The organism is Pedobacter fastidiosus (genome assembly GCF_014306625.1).
Taxonomy (GTDB): Bacteria; Bacteroidota; Bacteroidia; order Sphingobacteriales; family Sphingobacteriaceae; genus Pedobacter; species Pedobacter fastidiosus.
Genome location: NZ_JACRYL010000006.1, coordinates 165,071 through 180,380, shown reverse-complemented (window position 1 = coordinate 180,380; position 15,310 = coordinate 165,071). Strand labels below are relative to the sequence as shown.

The 15,310-nt window shown below is 34.7% G+C and carries 12 protein-coding genes; 5 read left to right on the top strand and 7 right to left on the bottom strand.

The features are described 5' to 3' along the window. Nucleotides 1-214: 214 nt before the first annotated feature. Together H7U22_RS08490 and H7U22_RS08485 are read left to right on the top strand one after the other, a co-directional pair. On the top strand, nucleotides 215-1,126 hold the full coding sequence (locus H7U22_RS08490) for a helix-turn-helix domain-containing protein (RefSeq protein WP_187070917.1): 912 nt from the start codon (nucleotides 215-217) through the stop codon (nucleotides 1,124-1,126). Nucleotides 1,127-1,208: 82 nt separating this feature from the next. Then, nucleotides 1,209-2,042 (top strand): SDR family NAD(P)-dependent oxidoreductase, encoded by an 834-nt coding sequence (locus tag H7U22_RS08485; RefSeq protein WP_187070916.1) that lies wholly within the window; start codon nucleotides 1,209-1,211, stop codon nucleotides 2,040-2,042. Between the two features lie 140 nt (nucleotides 2,043-2,182). On the opposite strand, the gene H7U22_RS08480 is transcribed toward H7U22_RS08485, so the two are convergent. The 3 genes from H7U22_RS08480 to mutS all read right to left on the bottom strand — a co-directional run bounded on the left by H7U22_RS08480 (nucleotide 2,183) and on the right by mutS (nucleotide 5,961). Further along, nucleotides 2,183-2,650 (bottom strand): TlpA disulfide reductase family protein, encoded by a 468-nt coding sequence (locus H7U22_RS08480; RefSeq protein WP_187070915.1) that lies wholly within the window; start codon nucleotides 2,648-2,650, stop codon nucleotides 2,183-2,185. A gap of 134 nt (nucleotides 2,651-2,784) precedes the next feature. Further along, nucleotides 2,785-3,282, bottom strand: coding sequence for a C40 family peptidase (locus tag H7U22_RS08475; protein WP_187070914.1), 498 nt, complete (start codon nucleotides 3,280-3,282; stop codon nucleotides 2,785-2,787). Between the two features lie 99 nt (nucleotides 3,283-3,381). Then, entirely contained in the window at nucleotides 3,382-5,961 is a 2,580-nt protein-coding gene (gene mutS, locus H7U22_RS08470) for a DNA mismatch repair protein MutS (protein ID WP_187070913.1), read from the bottom strand. 205 nt (nucleotides 5,962-6,166) lie between these two features. On the opposite strand from mutS, the gene H7U22_RS08465 reads away from it, so the two are divergent. Both H7U22_RS08465 and H7U22_RS08460 read left to right on the top strand, forming a co-directional pair. Further along, nucleotides 6,167-7,378, top strand: coding sequence for a TCR/Tet family MFS transporter (locus H7U22_RS08465; protein ID WP_187070912.1), 1,212 nt, complete (start codon nucleotides 6,167-6,169; stop codon nucleotides 7,376-7,378). 96 nt (nucleotides 7,379-7,474) lie between these two features. After that, nucleotides 7,475-9,781, top strand: a complete 2,307-nt coding sequence (locus H7U22_RS08460) for a M60 family metallopeptidase (RefSeq protein ID WP_187070911.1) — start codon at nucleotides 7,475-7,477, stop codon at nucleotides 9,779-9,781. Nucleotides 9,782-10,042: 261 nt separating this feature from the next. Here the strand turns inward: H7U22_RS08460 and H7U22_RS08455 are convergent, their stop codons facing one another. The 3 genes from H7U22_RS08455 to H7U22_RS08445 all read right to left on the bottom strand — a co-directional run bounded on the left by H7U22_RS08455 (nucleotide 10,043) and on the right by H7U22_RS08445 (nucleotide 11,963). Further along, a complete protein-coding gene (locus H7U22_RS08455) occupies nucleotides 10,043-11,395 on the bottom strand; it encodes a PhoH family protein (RefSeq protein ID WP_187070910.1) in 1,353 nt (450 codons plus the stop codon). Between the two features lie 65 nt (nucleotides 11,396-11,460). Beyond that, nucleotides 11,461-11,742: a type II toxin-antitoxin system YafQ family toxin gene (locus tag H7U22_RS08450; protein ID WP_187070909.1), complete on the bottom strand. Its 282-nt coding sequence runs from the start codon at nucleotides 11,740-11,742 to the stop codon at nucleotides 11,461-11,463. Continuing rightward, nucleotides 11,742-11,963, bottom strand: a complete 222-nt coding sequence (locus H7U22_RS08445) for a hypothetical protein (protein WP_187070908.1) — start codon at nucleotides 11,961-11,963, stop codon at nucleotides 11,742-11,744. Before H7U22_RS08445 ends, H7U22_RS08450 begins: the two co-directional genes overlap by 1 nt. 747 nt (nucleotides 11,964-12,710) lie before the next feature. Between H7U22_RS08445 and H7U22_RS08440 the strand changes: the two genes are divergently transcribed. Beyond that, on the top strand, nucleotides 12,711-14,870 hold the full coding sequence (locus tag H7U22_RS08440; protein WP_187070907.1) for an FUSC family protein: 2,160 nt from the start codon (nucleotides 12,711-12,713) through the stop codon (nucleotides 14,868-14,870). Here H7U22_RS08440 and H7U22_RS08435 read toward each other — a convergent pair. Beyond that, nucleotides 14,867-15,307, bottom strand: coding sequence for a hypothetical protein (locus tag H7U22_RS08435; RefSeq protein WP_187070906.1), 441 nt, complete (start codon nucleotides 15,305-15,307; stop codon nucleotides 14,867-14,869). The genes H7U22_RS08440 and H7U22_RS08435 overlap by 4 nt on opposite strands. Nucleotides 15,308-15,310 lie beyond the last annotated feature (3 nt).

Sequence of the window (15,310 nt, the reverse complement as noted above, 5' to 3'; positions counted from 1 at the left end):
TTAATTCAAAATTTATTTATCATGGTAATCTCCTTTTAACTAGATTGGGTTAAATGTAAAAACTTAATTTTTGTTACTGAAATAACAAATCCTGATGCCTGCGTTAACGATAGCAGCGGCATCCCCCGATTTTTCATCGGGGATACAGCGGATAGCGTGTTAAAACGCCCTCATTATTATTTTATTAAACGTTTGAATTTTGTAACTTTGATTTATGAGCAAATCGGAATCCATCGAAGAATTTTATCAAAAGAAATTTGATTTTCTACCAGACAACTTACAGAATAGCATGGGACATTTCAATGTTTTCAAATTGGAAGATTGCATTGGTGAGAACAAGGCTCCTATGACTTACAACAGAAGAGATTTCTACAAGGTAACGCTAAATCGTGGTCATAACATTTATCACTACGCAGATAAAAGTGTTGAAATAAATGGAACCGCATTAATGTTTTTTAATCCTCTGGTGCCTTACACATGGGAATTGGCAAGCGGAAAAATGAGTGATGTAACTGGTTATTTCTGCATTTTTACAGAAGCATTTTTTACTGAAAAAATTAGGGGTAATATTGGCGATTTACCCATGTTTGCTGTAGGTGGCAAACCTGCCTATATTTTAAATGAAGAACAGGATGCGCATGTATCTTCCATTTTTTTAAAAATGCTTGATGAGATTAATAGCGATTATATTTACAAATACGATTTGCTTAGAAATTACACAACTGAGATTACGCATTTCGCTCTTAAAACCAATCCTTCTGAAGTATTGTACAAACATCCGGATGCGAATAGTAGAATTACATCCGTATTTACAGAACTTTTAGAACGACAATTCCCAATTGAAAACCCTTCTCAAAGATTTACGCTACGCTCTGCCAAAGACTTTGCTACCCATCTCTCCGTTCATGTAAACCACTTGAATAGAGCCATTAAAGTAACTACAGGAAAAACAACTACAGATTATATAACCGAGAGATTAATCGCTGAGGCTAAGGCATTACTTAAACATACGGATTGGAATATATCTGAAATTGGTTACTGTTTAGGCTTTGAGGAACCTACTCACTTTAATAATTTTTTCAAAAAATTAACCAACCATACCCCAACTTCTTACAGAATTGTTTGATTTTCGTAACTATCAGTTTGATTGGCGTAATATTAAATTTTAAATTCCGATGTAATTTTGTCTTAATAAAAAGGATAAAATTATGGGAATTAAAAAAATTTGGTTTGTTACAGGTGCATCAAAGGGATTAGGTTTAAGTTTAGTTAATCAACTGTTAAAAGCTGGCCAATCTGTAGCGGCAACTTCTAGAAACATCAACGAATTAACAAAAGCTGTAAATTCAAATTCAGAAAAATTTCTTCCATTGGCCGTAAATCTTAGCGATGAGAATAGTGTAGAACATGCGATTAATGCCACAATTGCTCAATTCGGAAAAATAGATGTCGTTATTAACAACGCCGGCTATGGCATTGGTGGAAGTATTGAAGAACTAACCGATGGAGAAACAAGACAAAGTTTTGATGTCAATGTTTTCGGAACGTTAAACGTAATTAGAAAGGCAAGTCCGCATTTACGAGCACAAGGCTCTGGCCACATCATAAATATCGCTTCCATTGCGGGCATTGTAGGCGCAACGGGCTGGGCAGTTTATTCGGCTACAAAAGCAGCGGTAATTGCACTCTCAGAAGTTTTGGCAGAAGACGTTAAAGCTTTCGGAATAAAAGTAACTGTTGTTGCTCCAGGGGCTTTTAGAACTAGCTTTTTGACTCCAGAATCGTTGGTTTTAGCCAAAAATCCAATCGAAGCTTATGAAGATGTTCGTGCGGTACATGCTAAATATTTAAAGATGGACGGTGCACAAGCAGGCGATCCTGAAAAGGCAGCTGCAGCAATGATTTCCTTAGCCAGTATGCCGAATCCCCCAATTCATTTATTATTGGGAAAAGATGCTTTGCAAAGAGCAACTACAAAAACAGATGCGCTGACAAAAGAATATCAGGATTGGAAAGCAATTACAATTTCGACAGATTACTAAAGATTCGCCATTACGAGGAATGAAGCAATCCCTTTTGGACAATCTTAATGCGATAGTTGTAGGATTGTTTCGTACCTCGCAATGACGAGTGTAAAAAGGGATAAGTGATTATCCCTTTTTTATTTAAATATCCAGAGGCGCTATTTTAAGCTTAAAAACGTTCCTTTTAATTCAGCTTCGGTAAATTCCTTCTCATAAAATCTCCGCACCTTTTTATTCACAAACAGTGTTGCAGGTATTGCACCTGACCATTTTTTATCAATCCTTTCTAAGTATTGCTGTTGATCTGGCTCGTTCAAAAGAAAAACTTCGGCATTAATTTTATTCTTTTGAACAAATGGAATAACCGCTTTTTCTAGTTTTGATTTAAAATCTAAACTGACAAGCAAAACCTTAACGGGCTTGTGTAAATTTGCTAAACGCAGTTTTTCAAAATTTGGCAACTCAGCCACACAGGGTGAACACCATGTAGCCCAAAAATTAATTACATAAGTAGTGTCTTTTCCGTTTGCGATGCGCTTATCCAAATCATCAAGTGTAAGCAATTTTACCTGTGCATTAACTGAATAAGTAATTATGGATAAGCAGATTACAAGAAATAGACGCATAGTTTTATAAAGAAGAATAAGGAAATTTGGTTTGAGTATTATTTATGACAGTAAGCTAAAGCAGACTGCTATGAAATGGATATAGAATAAAACGTTACAATTGTTCATTGCCGTTGGTTTCAACCAACGGATAATTAATTTACAGATCCTGATTTCACCAAAACTCGTTGATAAGCTGGCAAACTCAAATCATCTACAATTACACCTCTTGTTGTACTTGCGTGAACAAAAAAACCATTATTTAGGTAAACCCCAACATGATCTACATCACTGCCTCCAAAAGAGAAAAACACCAAATCACCTTCATGAAGATTATCAATATTTTTTCGCTTTACAAAGTTTGCTTGATCGCGAGAGATTCTAGGAAGCGTAACGCCATATATTTCTTTTTCTAATAAAAACGCAAAGCCAGAACAATCGACACCATTTTTATCCAAACCCCCAAAACGGTATTTTACACCTGTCCAATCGGTAATGAAGCGATAAAGTTGTTTGCTTTTTAAATTTGCCATCGCATCAGCAGCTTTCGATGCCTTGGAATAACTTTTAACCGTATATTTTCTTGAACCGCAAGCGGTTAAAATTAGCGAGAGAATTAAAATTAGCCAAAAGGAATATTTTGTTTTTATCATATCTCTATTTTATTGCCACGGAAACACTGAATACACAGAACTGATTCCGTGTTAATCCGTGTTTCCGTGGCAAATTTAATCTGCGAATCTGTGGCTAACCTAGTTTTTTATCAATCTTTGGATTTCGTCCAGCTTCAGCAAAGCTTCTACAGGAGTTAACGCATTTACATCTAAATTATTTAGGTTATCGCGAATTTTAACCAATACCGGATCATCAATGGCAAACATTTGCAACTGATAAGCTTGATTTTGAACTTTTTTAATACTGTCTTTTATGCTTTGTCCTTCAGTCCGATCTATTTCCAGCTTCTTTAAAATTTCGTTCGCTCTACTGATTAACTTTGGTGGCATACCAGCCATTTTTGCTACATGAATCCCGAAACTATGCTCGCTTCCACCGGGAACCAGCTTCCTTAAAAAGATAACTTTATTGGTCATTTCTTTAACCGAAACATTAAAATTCTTGATCCGTGGCATTGTATTTGCCAATTCGTTTAACTCATGATAATGCGTTGCAAACAAAGTTTTTGGTCGCGAAGTCGGGTGCTGGTGTAAAAATTCTGCAATAGCCCAAGCAATAGAAATCCCATCATAAGTACTTGTTCCTCTTCCAATTTCATCTAAGAGGATCAAACTATCATCAGAAATATTATTCAAAATACTGGCCGTTTCATTCATTTCCACCATGAATGTACTTTCTCCAGAAGAGATATTATCAGAGGCACCAACGCGTGTAAAAATCTTATCTACTAAACCAATATCGGCAGCCTTTGCTGGCACAAAACAGCCCATTTGCGCCATTAAAACAATAAGCGCAGTTTGCCTTAAAATTGCCGACTTACCCGCCATATTGGGGCCAGTAATCATTATAATCTGCTGACTATCCGTATCTAAATAAACATCGTTAGTGATGTATTCTTGTCCAACGGGTAATTGTTTTTCAATCACCGGATGGCGCCCACCTTTAATATCGAGAACTTTATCTTTATTTACAGTTGGTTTAACATAATGATTTTTTTCAGCCAGTTGAGCAAAACACAACAAGCAATCCAATTGGGCAATCAAAAATGAATCTAACTGAATCGGCTTAATGTAACTTGCCGTTTCGTACATCAATTCATTGTACAAACGAATTTCGATGGCTTGAATTTTTTCCTCTGCACCTAAAATTTGTTCTTCGTATTCCTTTAGTTCTGGAGTGATGTATCGCTCTGCGTTAACCAAAGTTTGCTTGCGAATCCAGCCTTCGGGCACTTTATCTTTATGCGTATGGGTAACCTCCAAATAATAACCAAAAACATTATTGAAAGATATTTTTAACGATGGAATTCCAGTTGCTTCGGCTTCACGTTTCTGTATTTGAACCAAATAATCTTTACCGCCGAAAGCAATTTTACGCAAACGATCCAAATCTTCGTCAATCCCATCATTAATTACATTTCCTTTAATTAATAATGCCGGTGGTTCTGGTTGAAGTTCCTTTTCAATTCTTTCGCGAATAGCCAAACAAGGGTTTAGCTGGTCGGCAATTTTAATTAGAAATGGATTTTTAGAGTTCGCAGCTAAGTTTTTTACGGCTTCAATATGAGTTAAGGCTCTCTTTAAAGCCACTAATTCTCTTGGCCCAACACGTTGTAAACCTACCTTAGAGATCAATCTTTCTAAATCACCAATCTGTTTAATATGAGTTAAAAATTCTTGCTGAAGTTCATCGTGTTTTACAAAAAAATCAACCATTCCCAAACGCTCCTCAATGGGCTTAAGCTCTTTCAATGGCATAATAATCCACTTTTGGAGCAAGCGAGCACCCATTGGAGTACAGGTATGATCTAGAATATCGAATAGCGTAACGGCATTATCATTAGCCGAACTCACCAACTCGAGATTCCGAATGGTAAAACGATCTAACCACATATAGCGGTCTTCCTCAATCCTGCTTATAGAGGTAATATGCTGTAAATTCCGATGTTCTGTTTCGCCTAAGTAATGCAAAATAACGCCGGCAGCAATAATTCCACTTTGCAAACGCTCAATTCCAAAACCTTTTAACGAGGTCACATCAAAATGCTTGGTTAAGGTTTCTTCTGCATAATCAGAAGTGTATGGCCATTCATCCAATCCAAAGGTGTAAAACCGATCGCCAAACTGTTCTATAAAATTTTGACGTTTAGATTTTTGAAATATTACTTCTGTAGGTTTAAATCCTTGCAAAAGTTTATCAATGTAATCGCTATTTCCTTGGGCAATCATAAATTCGCCAGTCGAAATATCTAAAAACGAAACGCCTAACTGGGTTTTATCAAAAAATACTGAAGCTAAATAATTGTTAGATTTTTGATTTAAAATATTATCGCCATAAGCAACTCCAGGGGTTACCAGCTCAGTTACGCCACGTTTAACAATATTTTTGGTTAACTTTGGATCTTCAAGCTGATCGCAGATGGCCACACGTTGCCCTGCCCTAACCAATTTCGACAAGTAATTATCTAAGGAATGATGCGGAAAACCAGCCAACTCTAAAGCACCTCCATTTGGTCCAGTGCCTCTTCTGGTTAATACTATTCCTAAAATCTGAGAAGTTTTTATGGCATCTTCACCAAATGTTTCGTAAAAATCTCCAACCCTAAAAAGTAAAAGTGCACCAGGATACTTCGCCTTTATAGCGTTATATTGTTGCATTAACGGGGTTTCTTTATTTGTGTCTTTAGCCAAAACTGAAATTAATTTGCAAAAGCTATAAAGATAGCACGATTACCCATTCTATGGCTGTTTTGTTGAAAAGTTGAAAGATTGTTAGTTTGTTTGCATAGGTCGTAATTATCATTTAATCTTGATTAAACTAATTTGCCAATAAATTCTATTTTTGTGCCTAACCCGATATAAAATGGCAAAAGAGAAAAAATCAGCAATGGTATTTATCATGGTAACGCTATTGATAGATTTTACTGGCTTTGGAATTATTATTCCTGTTTTACCTAAACTGATTCAAGAATTTACCGGTGGAAGCTTAAGCATAGCGGCAGATTATGGTGGTTATTTAATGGTTGCCTTTGCGTTAGCTCAATTTATTTTTTCGCCAATAATGGGTGGTTTAAGTGATCAGTATGGTCGCAGGCCGATTTTACTTTTCTCTTTATTTGGATTAGGAGTGGATTATATTTTCCTATCCTTTGCGCCAACTATTTTATGGCTTTTTGTTGGAAGAATAATTGCTGGCATCACCGGTGCAAGCTTTACAACGGCAATGGCCTATATTGCAGATATTTCTGAACCAGAAAAGAAGGCACAAAACTTTGGATTGGTTGGCGCAGCCTTTGGCGTTGGCTTTATTTTAGGTCCTGTTATTGGTGGTTTGTTTAGCACTTTCGGACTCCGAGTACCCTTTATGATTTCTGCAGGATTAGCACTCGTAAACTGGCTTTATGGTTACTTTATTTTACCAGAATCCCTAACTAAAGAAAACAGACGGAACTTTTCGTGGAAAAGAGCAAACCCAATTGGATCGTTTTTTAATGCATCTAAATACCCTGCAATATTGGGTTTATTGGCTACACTTTTATTATTATATATCGCTAGCCATTCTGTACAATCAAATTGGTCTTATTACGTAATCGAAAAATTCAAATGGGACTCTACCATGATTGGTTATTCTTTAGGGGTTGTCGGTTTAATGGTGGCAATTGTTCAGGGTGGATTAATTAGGATAATTATTCCGAAAATCGGCAACAGAAGGGCAATATATTTCGGATTAATTTTATATGTTATTGGATTTATGTGCTTTGCCTTTGCCTCAAACGGTGTTATGATGATGGTATTTATTATTCCTTATTGTTTGGCAGGAATCGGTGGACCAGCCATGCAAAGTATAATTTCGAATCAGGTTCCAGAAAATGCACAAGGCGAAATTCAAGGGATTACAACCAGCTTGCAAAGTTTAGCCGCAATCATTGGCCCATGGGTTGCATCGCACATATTTGTATATTTTATCCAAAGCGGAACACCATTATATTTTCCTGGAGCACCATTTATTTTTAGTGCATTTTTAACCCTAATCGGATTATTTATAGCAATTAGAGCGTTGAAGAAATATCATTAGCAGAATTTAAAACGCTATGTTAAAAACTGTTAATTATCATTTAAAGCTCAACTAAACCGTTTTATTAATCTTACTTTAGTTAAAAATAGCGCTCCTATGAAAAACTTAAGCAAGCTTATAATATCCCTTTTTGCAGTTCTGATTTTAAACCATTTACCTGCTCAAGCTCAAATACAGGAAACACTCAAAGCTAAAATTCTTAAGAATGTAAAATCACTTCCACTCCCGGATACAACAAGATATACCTCATTATTTTTTACCACCAACGAGCGACCAGAAATAATTGCAACAGCGGAGCTTGAAGGTTTTGATTTGAGAGGCAACGCTATAATGGCATCGCGGTATGGAAAAGGAATTGTGGTTGCAGTAGGCGCTCCATCCAGTTTTGAAAACCCAATGCTCAAAGACCCAAATGTGAGCAAGTTTGTTTTAAATGTGTTTCGGTTAAACCCTAAGGGAAGTGTTGGAATTTACCATCCCGAGAATGGAGATTTAGAAGCTTTTTTAAAGCTTAATAAAATTGCCAGTAGAAAATTAGAAACACTAAAAACCGATTCAAAAATAACGACTATTTACATTCAAGACGATGTAAAAGATTCCGTTCAATTGGGTTATTTAGATAAGTTTATCCAAAATGGAGGAACGTTGGTTTTTGGTTCTGCTTACGAAAGAAGCCACAATAATTTGAAAATTCAAGATTTACATTCCTTTCTCAAAATAAATAATTTATTGGCCAAAGCAGGTATCGTTAACTCTTACTTTTTATTAAAATCGAGTCCGAAAAACCAAATTCTTCACACAGATTCTATTCCTGTTTATTTACACATTAATACCATATTGCCGTACATGAGTTCGGTGTTAAATACCCAGACACTTCCCAGCACCAATGTTTTAGAATGGTTTATTAACCCCACAATTTCATTATCTATAGAGTTTAATACTTATAACTCAATGATAATGAAAGAAATGAGGAGATCTTATGAAATTCCAGATTCTCTATTTAGGCCTTCCCTCGCACAGCCTTTAAATATTTCTACCAAAAAGCAAAAGGCAGCTTATAGACTTGCAGGAGAAATGCAAGAAAAACTTTTTAAAGAAAACCCACAACTTAAAGGTAAAGCATTCGGAATTGAGGGGTTTCCTGGAATAGTTACAGATTCTGCAAAAAGGGTTGATAAAAACATTTCTATTAAAGTACAAGTTGGCAAGCAAGGATTGTTTGATATTCACGACGGATATTTTAGACCTCACAGCACTGGATTGTATGTTCCTGCCGGAGAAAAAATCAAAGTTATTTTGGAGAAAAAATATTTTATTCAAAAGCTAAAAGTACAAATTGGGTTACATGACGACGACCTTATTAATGTTGCTGATCAAATTAATAGAATTGGCTTTAACCTTGTTAGAACTTTCGAACTGGATAAAGATACCACAGAAATCCAGTCGCCTTATGGTGGTCTTTTGGAATTAAATATTACCGACACAACCACTTTAAAAAGTATCAATTTACGAGTATTGGGCGCAGTAAATGCACCTTATTTTAAATTGGGCGAAACAAACGACTCCACTTGGAATAGCACCATTAAGAATTACGGAGCACCTTGGGCAGAACTTGCTACTGATAAAATAGTATTTACCGTTCCATCTTACAGAATTAGAAACTTAAAAAACCCAACCGAGTTATTGCAATTTTATGATAAGGTAATGGATGCAGACGCTGATCTGAGAACCATTAATCATGAAAGAGCACATAATGAACGGATAATTGTAGATCAGCAAGTGGCTTATGGTTCTTTATTTACCATGCAATATAAAATTGTTGCACCAGATGAAGATGAGAGTACCAAAATAATGTTGGATAAAGATTTAATTGAAAAACTTGGATCTTGGGGTTTATTCCATGAATTAGGCCACCGCCATCAGTTTTGGGAATTGGATTTTCAGGGTTTAGGAGAAGTTACCGTTAACCTTTATAGCATGTACGTATATGATAAAGTGCTTAATCTAGGCAAATATCATAATCATGATAATATTCCAAGTAAAGAAGGCGTAATTGAAAAGATAAAAACTTACATGAGGAATAATCCGAGCTATGAAAAATTTCAGCAAGATCCGTGGATTGCTTTAAGTATGTACATTGAATTAATTGAGCAATTTGGGTGGGATGCTATTAAAACGGCAAATAAAACTTACGCTGATCTGCCAAGAAATCTATATCCGAAAAACAATGAAGAGAAAATTGATTTATGGTTTAAAACCATAAGCAGTGCCACAAAATCAGACTTAACAGATTTTTTCGATATCTGGAGAATTCCTGTATCTAAAGCGGCTAAATTGGAGGTCAGGAAATATTCTTATCCTATTTGGTTGCCCTCGGAGCTTAAGGAGTTTAATACGAAATAGAAAGTTACTTAAATACTATTTCCCGCAGATTTAAGGGGATAAGAACCGCAGATCAACGCAGATCAGTAATTACAATGATGGGATGCAGATTTTGCACTTAAATTTTAGGATCTTATCTGCGCTATCTGCGGGGAAAACTCAACAAAAATCTTTAAAGCAACTAATTACCCTCAAAGCATCTAGTAAATTTTAAACACCCAAATTCCCTTAAATCTGCGTAAATTATCTGTGTTATCTGCGGGGAAAACTCAACAACAACCTTTAAAGCAACTCATTAGCTAAATTTGCCAATTCACTTCTTTCCCCCTTATGCAAAGTAATGTGTGCGTACAGCGGATGATTTTTTGCGTTCTCTATTAAGTAAGACAAACCATTACTTTCCGAATCTAAATATGGTGTATCAATTTGATAAATATCACCAGTAAAAACAACCTTGGTGTGCTCTCCTGCTCTTGAAATGATTGTTTTAACTTCATGTGGCGTTAAATTCTGTGCTTCATCTATAATAAAGAAAATTTTGGTTAAAGTTCTTCCTCTAATAAATGCTAATGGAGCAATGGCAATTTTTTCTGTTGAAATCAGTTCATCAATCTTTGCCGACATTTTATCATCACCAATGAATTGTTCTTTTATAAAACGGAGATTATCCCAAATTGGTGCCATAAAAGGATCTGTTTTTGATTTAGCATCTCCAGGCAAAAAACCGATATCCTTATTGCTCAATGAAACAATTGGCCGAGTAACATAAATTTGGCGGAAGTTTTTACGCTGTTCTAGAGCGCTTGCCAAGGCCAGCAATGTTTTTCCCGTTCCCGCATTTCCCTGAATGCTTACTAGCTTTATTTCAGGATCTAAAAGTGCATGGATTGCAAAGGCTTGCTCTATATTTTTTGGTTTTATTTTAAAAATTGGATCAGTAGAAACGGAGGAAATTGTTTTCTGACTGTGGTTATAAAATACGTTAACAGTTTTTCGTTTATTTTTAAGGATGTAAAAATGATTCCCCGTTTTAGCAGGAAGATCCAAATCTAAAGCGCTGATATGCTGGTTTTTTTTAATGTAGTCTATAACAGATTCTGAGAAATTATTGATTTCTGTTTTGCCAGCATAAAGTTCGTCAACATTTTTGATTTTACCGGTTTCGTAGTCTTCCGCATTTAAATCTAATGCTTTAGCTTTTAGCCTTAAACATATATCTTTAGAAACTAGAACAACTTTTTTATCAGGATTTTCTTCTTTTAAACTTAGTGCGGCATTTAAAATTTTATGGTCGGTTTTACCTTTTCCGTAAACTTCCTCGGCATCAATCTTTAAAGGTTTTTCATTTAAAACAACCTTAAATTTACCACCATTTGGAGCTTTTAGTGCAATCCAATCGCTGATTAATTTTTGCTTTGATGTTTCATCTATTAAACGGATAAAGCTTCTGGCTTCAAAATTTCGAGTATCATTGCCACTTTTAAAGTTATCCAACTCTTCTAATACCTGAATTGGAATGGCAACATCGTGTTCATGGAAATTATTTATAGCATCGTGATCGTATAAAATAACTGAGGTATCTAAAACGAATATTTTCTTTGAAGGAGTGGTGATTGATTTACCTTTTTTGGCCATAAGGTAAATTTAAGGTTTTAGAGATAATTAGCCGAAGATTTTAAAATTCTTTTTAACTTAAGATGCTAAAATAAATCAGAGTGCGTTCCTGTACGAATTAATTCAATCAGTTGAATCGCATCATTTTCATCCCAAATTAAAAGTAAATCTGGCTTAACATGGCATTCCCAAAAACCATCAAAATTTCCTGACAATTTGTGAGGATAATGCTTTTTACTTAAACCTGAATGACCTTTTTCAGTTAAAATCTCAACTACAGTTTGCAACAATTCAAAATCTTTGAGTGATCTTTTTTTAAGTAGTTTTAAATCTTTAAGAAATTTGTTCGATGCAACGATTTGATACATTACTTTATACTGCCGAATAAATCTTTAGCATTAATAAACCTAATTCCTTTACCAGCTTTAACTTCTTTAATTGCCTTTAAAGTTTGTTTATTTGGAATATGATTCTCATTACAATGCTGTGAATCTGAACCTATAGCACTGATTTCAACACCGAGTTCTTTTAAGAGCTCTTTAACTAAGTTGGCTTTTTTATCAGGTATATTTATTACATAGCTTTCCATAACCAGTTCATTTATGTATGCAAATATACATTTTTAATGTTTTGAAAATATTTTAACGAATTTTTAGACATAAAAAAACGGGGTTCTTCTTCTTGCGATTCAGTTCCCCGTCTTCACCTTAAAAACAACCGTAGTTGCATTTTAAAGCATCTAATCTCTGTAACTTCGATTTTTCCGTAATCGTTAGGTTTTGCAACTTTTGCGATTCGTGAAAATTTATTTCCAACTGCGTCCTTCCGTAAAATTCTTCAGCTTTCAATAATTTCTGTTAGGTCTTGCGATTTTCTTATTTTCAATCTTGCGATCTCTAATGTATATCCTTACTCGGTTTAACCCTTTCTGAAATTAATCGTTTTCCTTGTTAAGTATATCCGAAATATTTCATCTTTCGATTCTTTATCTCTTTTGGATTGTCTTATCAGAATTCAAAGTACTTCGTATTTGATATAATCTAATATAGTACTAAAAGGCTTATTTGCCAAGAGAAAAGTAATTGTTTTTATAAACATTGTTATCCACCTTAAAATCAGGGTTGTTAACATTTTTAAACTTAATAAATTACCATCAATCGCAAATAATGTCACTTTTTGAAAGTTTATTAACAATATACCATAAGTACCTTATTAACAAGTAGATTGCTTTGTACATTACCAATCTTATCCATTTTCTGCCCAAAAAGATAAAACTATGGAAAAAGTTAATTTAAAATGTCAACAAAAAGCATAGCTAATATGTTATTTTTGTACCATGCAGATTAGGCAACCCATTAGAAACATACAAGATTTTTTATTGAGTACGTATTTTGCCGATGGCTTGCGCATAACAATTGGCGTGCTCCTTCCCTCTCTTATTTTAGCGCAGTTCGGAATGTTAAAATATGGGATGACACTTTCTCTAGGGGCCTTATGCGTAAGCGTTGTAGATAGTCCTGGGCCAATGGTGCATAGGCGTAATGCCATGTTAATTACAACCGTTCTAATATTTGTTTTCTCCATCCTTACCGGCTTAACAAACAAAAACCATTATTTTATTGGCTTTCTACTCGCCGTTTCAAGTTTCGTTTTCTCCATGTTATATATTTACGGAATTAGAGCAGCCGCCATTGGAACAGCAGTTTTACTCATAATTGTTTTAAGTATTGATGACATTCGCCCTTGGCAGGAAGTTCTAATTCATGGTGTAATGGTTTTGGCCGGAAGTTTATGGTACACCGGATTAAGTTATTTTGTTTACAGACTTCGGCCTTTTAGGTTGGTACAGCAATCGCTCAGTGATTCTATTTTAGAAGTTGCGGAGTTTTTAAGGGAGAAGGCTAAATTTTATCATCAAAATAATAATTACGATAAAACCTATGCCGATTTGCTTCAGCTACAGGTTTCTGTTCACGAAAAGCAAGATGCCGTAAGGGAACTGCTATTTAGAACCCGTGAAATTGTAAGAGACTCCACTCCTGAAGGAAGATTTTTATTGCTTGTATTTGTAGATATGGTCGATTTGTTCGAACAAGTAATGTCTACCTATTACAACTATCAGCAACTGCATGCTCAGTTTGATAAATCGGGAATACTTCCAGATTACGAAATGGCAATCAAAAGAATCTCGTATGCGCTTGATGATATTGCATTTGCCTTAAAAAGTGGTGGAAAACCTGTTATTTCTAAAAGGCTATTGATTGAGATTGAGAGATTGAAAGTTAAAATTAACGACCTAGAGCGAAATAATACAACTCAAGAATACAATACAATTGGAATTATTGCACTGAAAAATATTGAGGTTAACATCGAGAATATTTTGGCTCGAGTTAAAACCATTTACAGTTATTTTAAAATGAGGAATAGTAAAGATATTCGTCAGGCTGAAGTAGATACAGAAAAATTTATTACCAGACAAAAATTCGATTTTAGTTTATTTACTGAAAATTTAACCTACAGCTCATCAACCTTCAGACACTCTTTAAGGGTAACTGTTGTGATGCTTTTGGGTTTTGTGGTTTCTCAATTGTTAAATTTTTCTCATAGCTATTGGATTTTATTAACAATTCTGGTCATCTCCAAACCCGGTTTTAGTTTAACCAAAGAGAGAAACTACCAACGGTTAATCGGCACAACTGTTGGCGCTTTTATAGGTATGGCGGTTATTACTTATATCCACGATAAGAATTCTCTATTTGTTATTTTATTGGTTTGTATGATCGGTTGCTACAGTTTCCAAAGAAAAAACTATGTAGTAAGCGTATTGTTTATGACACCCTATATATTAATTCTTTTCAGTTTTCTGGGGATGGGATCAATAGCACTGGCTAGAGAGCGAATTTACGATACTTTTATCGGTTCTGGAATTGCTCTTTTAGCAAGTTATTCGCTTTTTCCAACATGGGAACATGAAAAGGTTAAAGAAGCAATGCTGAGTATATTAAGAGCAAATAAGGCTTATTATGAACAGGTTGTGAGGATGTATTTCGATAAAAATTACAATAGAACAGAATATAAATTGGCTCGAAAAGAGGTTTATGTAAGTACCGCCAACTTAGCATCACTATTTCAGCGAATGTTTTCCGAGCCAAAAAGCAAGCAGTTATTTATTAAAGAAATCCATCAGTTTACAGCATTGAGCCATCTTTTATCTTCATATATAGCAACTTTATCGCTTTATAATAAGGAGCATGAATTTACTTTCGAAAGTTTCAATGCACTAAAACCGATGTCAAACAATACAAACTACCTTTTGGATGTATCAATAGAAAACTTACTTCAGGGCAAAAATACAATAGAAAATGTTCCGCTAATCAGACTGAATGAAACTGGAATAACCATTTTGAAAGGCGAAGATTTAGTTCCAGAGCAGTTCGATTTAATCCAGAAAGTAGCTTACGACATTTATAAGCTATCTGTAAAAATTAAGCTCTAATTCTTAGCCATTAATTCTTTTAGGTTGCAAGTATTAAATGGTAGTGCATATTGAATTCCACCTTCCATTTTAAAAATTATGGTTGCTTCACATTGGATTTTTTTATCTACCAACTCTTTTTTATTAAAGCTAATTGGATAAAATTTCTGTTCTGGATTATCCGAATGGATGGTTTCTTCTCTAACTTTAAATTTTAATCTTAGCTCAACATCTCCTGATTTAATGTAGATTTTATCGATTTTATTATGGTGAGCATTCGAGGTAAAGTTTAGTAGCAATTGATTATCCTCCGTATTTTTAACCTCCTTAAATAATTCAAAAGCGTAATAACTTTTATCATCCCGATAATATTGGTAATCAATGCTTTGCTTTAATTGCTGGCAATAGGATACTTTTCCTAAAGCGATGAAAATAAATGCAAATAAGAATATTTTCATATC

Coding starts and splice junctions, on each gene's coding strand:
- H7U22_RS08465 (WP_187070912.1), top strand. CDS start 6,167: ATGGCAAAAGAGAAAAAATCAGCAATGGTATTTATCATGGTAACGCTA.
- H7U22_RS08455 (WP_187070910.1), bottom strand. CDS start 11,395: ATGGCCAAAAAAGGTAAATCAATCACCACTCCTTCAAAGAAAATATTC.
- H7U22_RS08490 (WP_187070917.1), top strand. CDS start 215: ATGAGCAAATCGGAATCCATCGAAGAATTTTATCAAAAGAAATTTGAT.
- H7U22_RS08450 (WP_187070909.1), bottom strand. CDS start 11,742: ATGTATCAAATCGTTGCATCGAACAAATTTCTTAAAGATTTAAAACTA.
- H7U22_RS08445 (WP_187070908.1), bottom strand. CDS start 11,963: ATGGAAAGCTATGTAATAAATATACCTGATAAAAAAGCCAACTTAGTT.
- H7U22_RS08475 (WP_187070914.1), bottom strand. CDS start 3,282: ATGATAAAAACAAAATATTCCTTTTGGCTAATTTTAATTCTCTCGCTA.
- H7U22_RS08460 (WP_187070911.1), top strand. CDS start 7,475: ATGAAAAACTTAAGCAAGCTTATAATATCCCTTTTTGCAGTTCTGATT.
- H7U22_RS08485 (WP_187070916.1), top strand. CDS start 1,209: ATGGGAATTAAAAAAATTTGGTTTGTTACAGGTGCATCAAAGGGATTA.
- mutS (WP_187070913.1), bottom strand. CDS start 5,961: ATGCAACAATATAACGCTATAAAGGCGAAGTATCCTGGTGCACTTTTA.
- H7U22_RS08440 (WP_187070907.1), top strand. CDS start 12,711: ATGCAGATTAGGCAACCCATTAGAAACATACAAGATTTTTTATTGAGT.
- H7U22_RS08435 (WP_187070906.1), bottom strand. CDS start 15,307: ATGAAAATATTCTTATTTGCATTTATTTTCATCGCTTTAGGAAAAGTA.
- H7U22_RS08480 (WP_187070915.1), bottom strand. CDS start 2,650: ATGCGTCTATTTCTTGTAATCTGCTTATCCATAATTACTTATTCAGTT.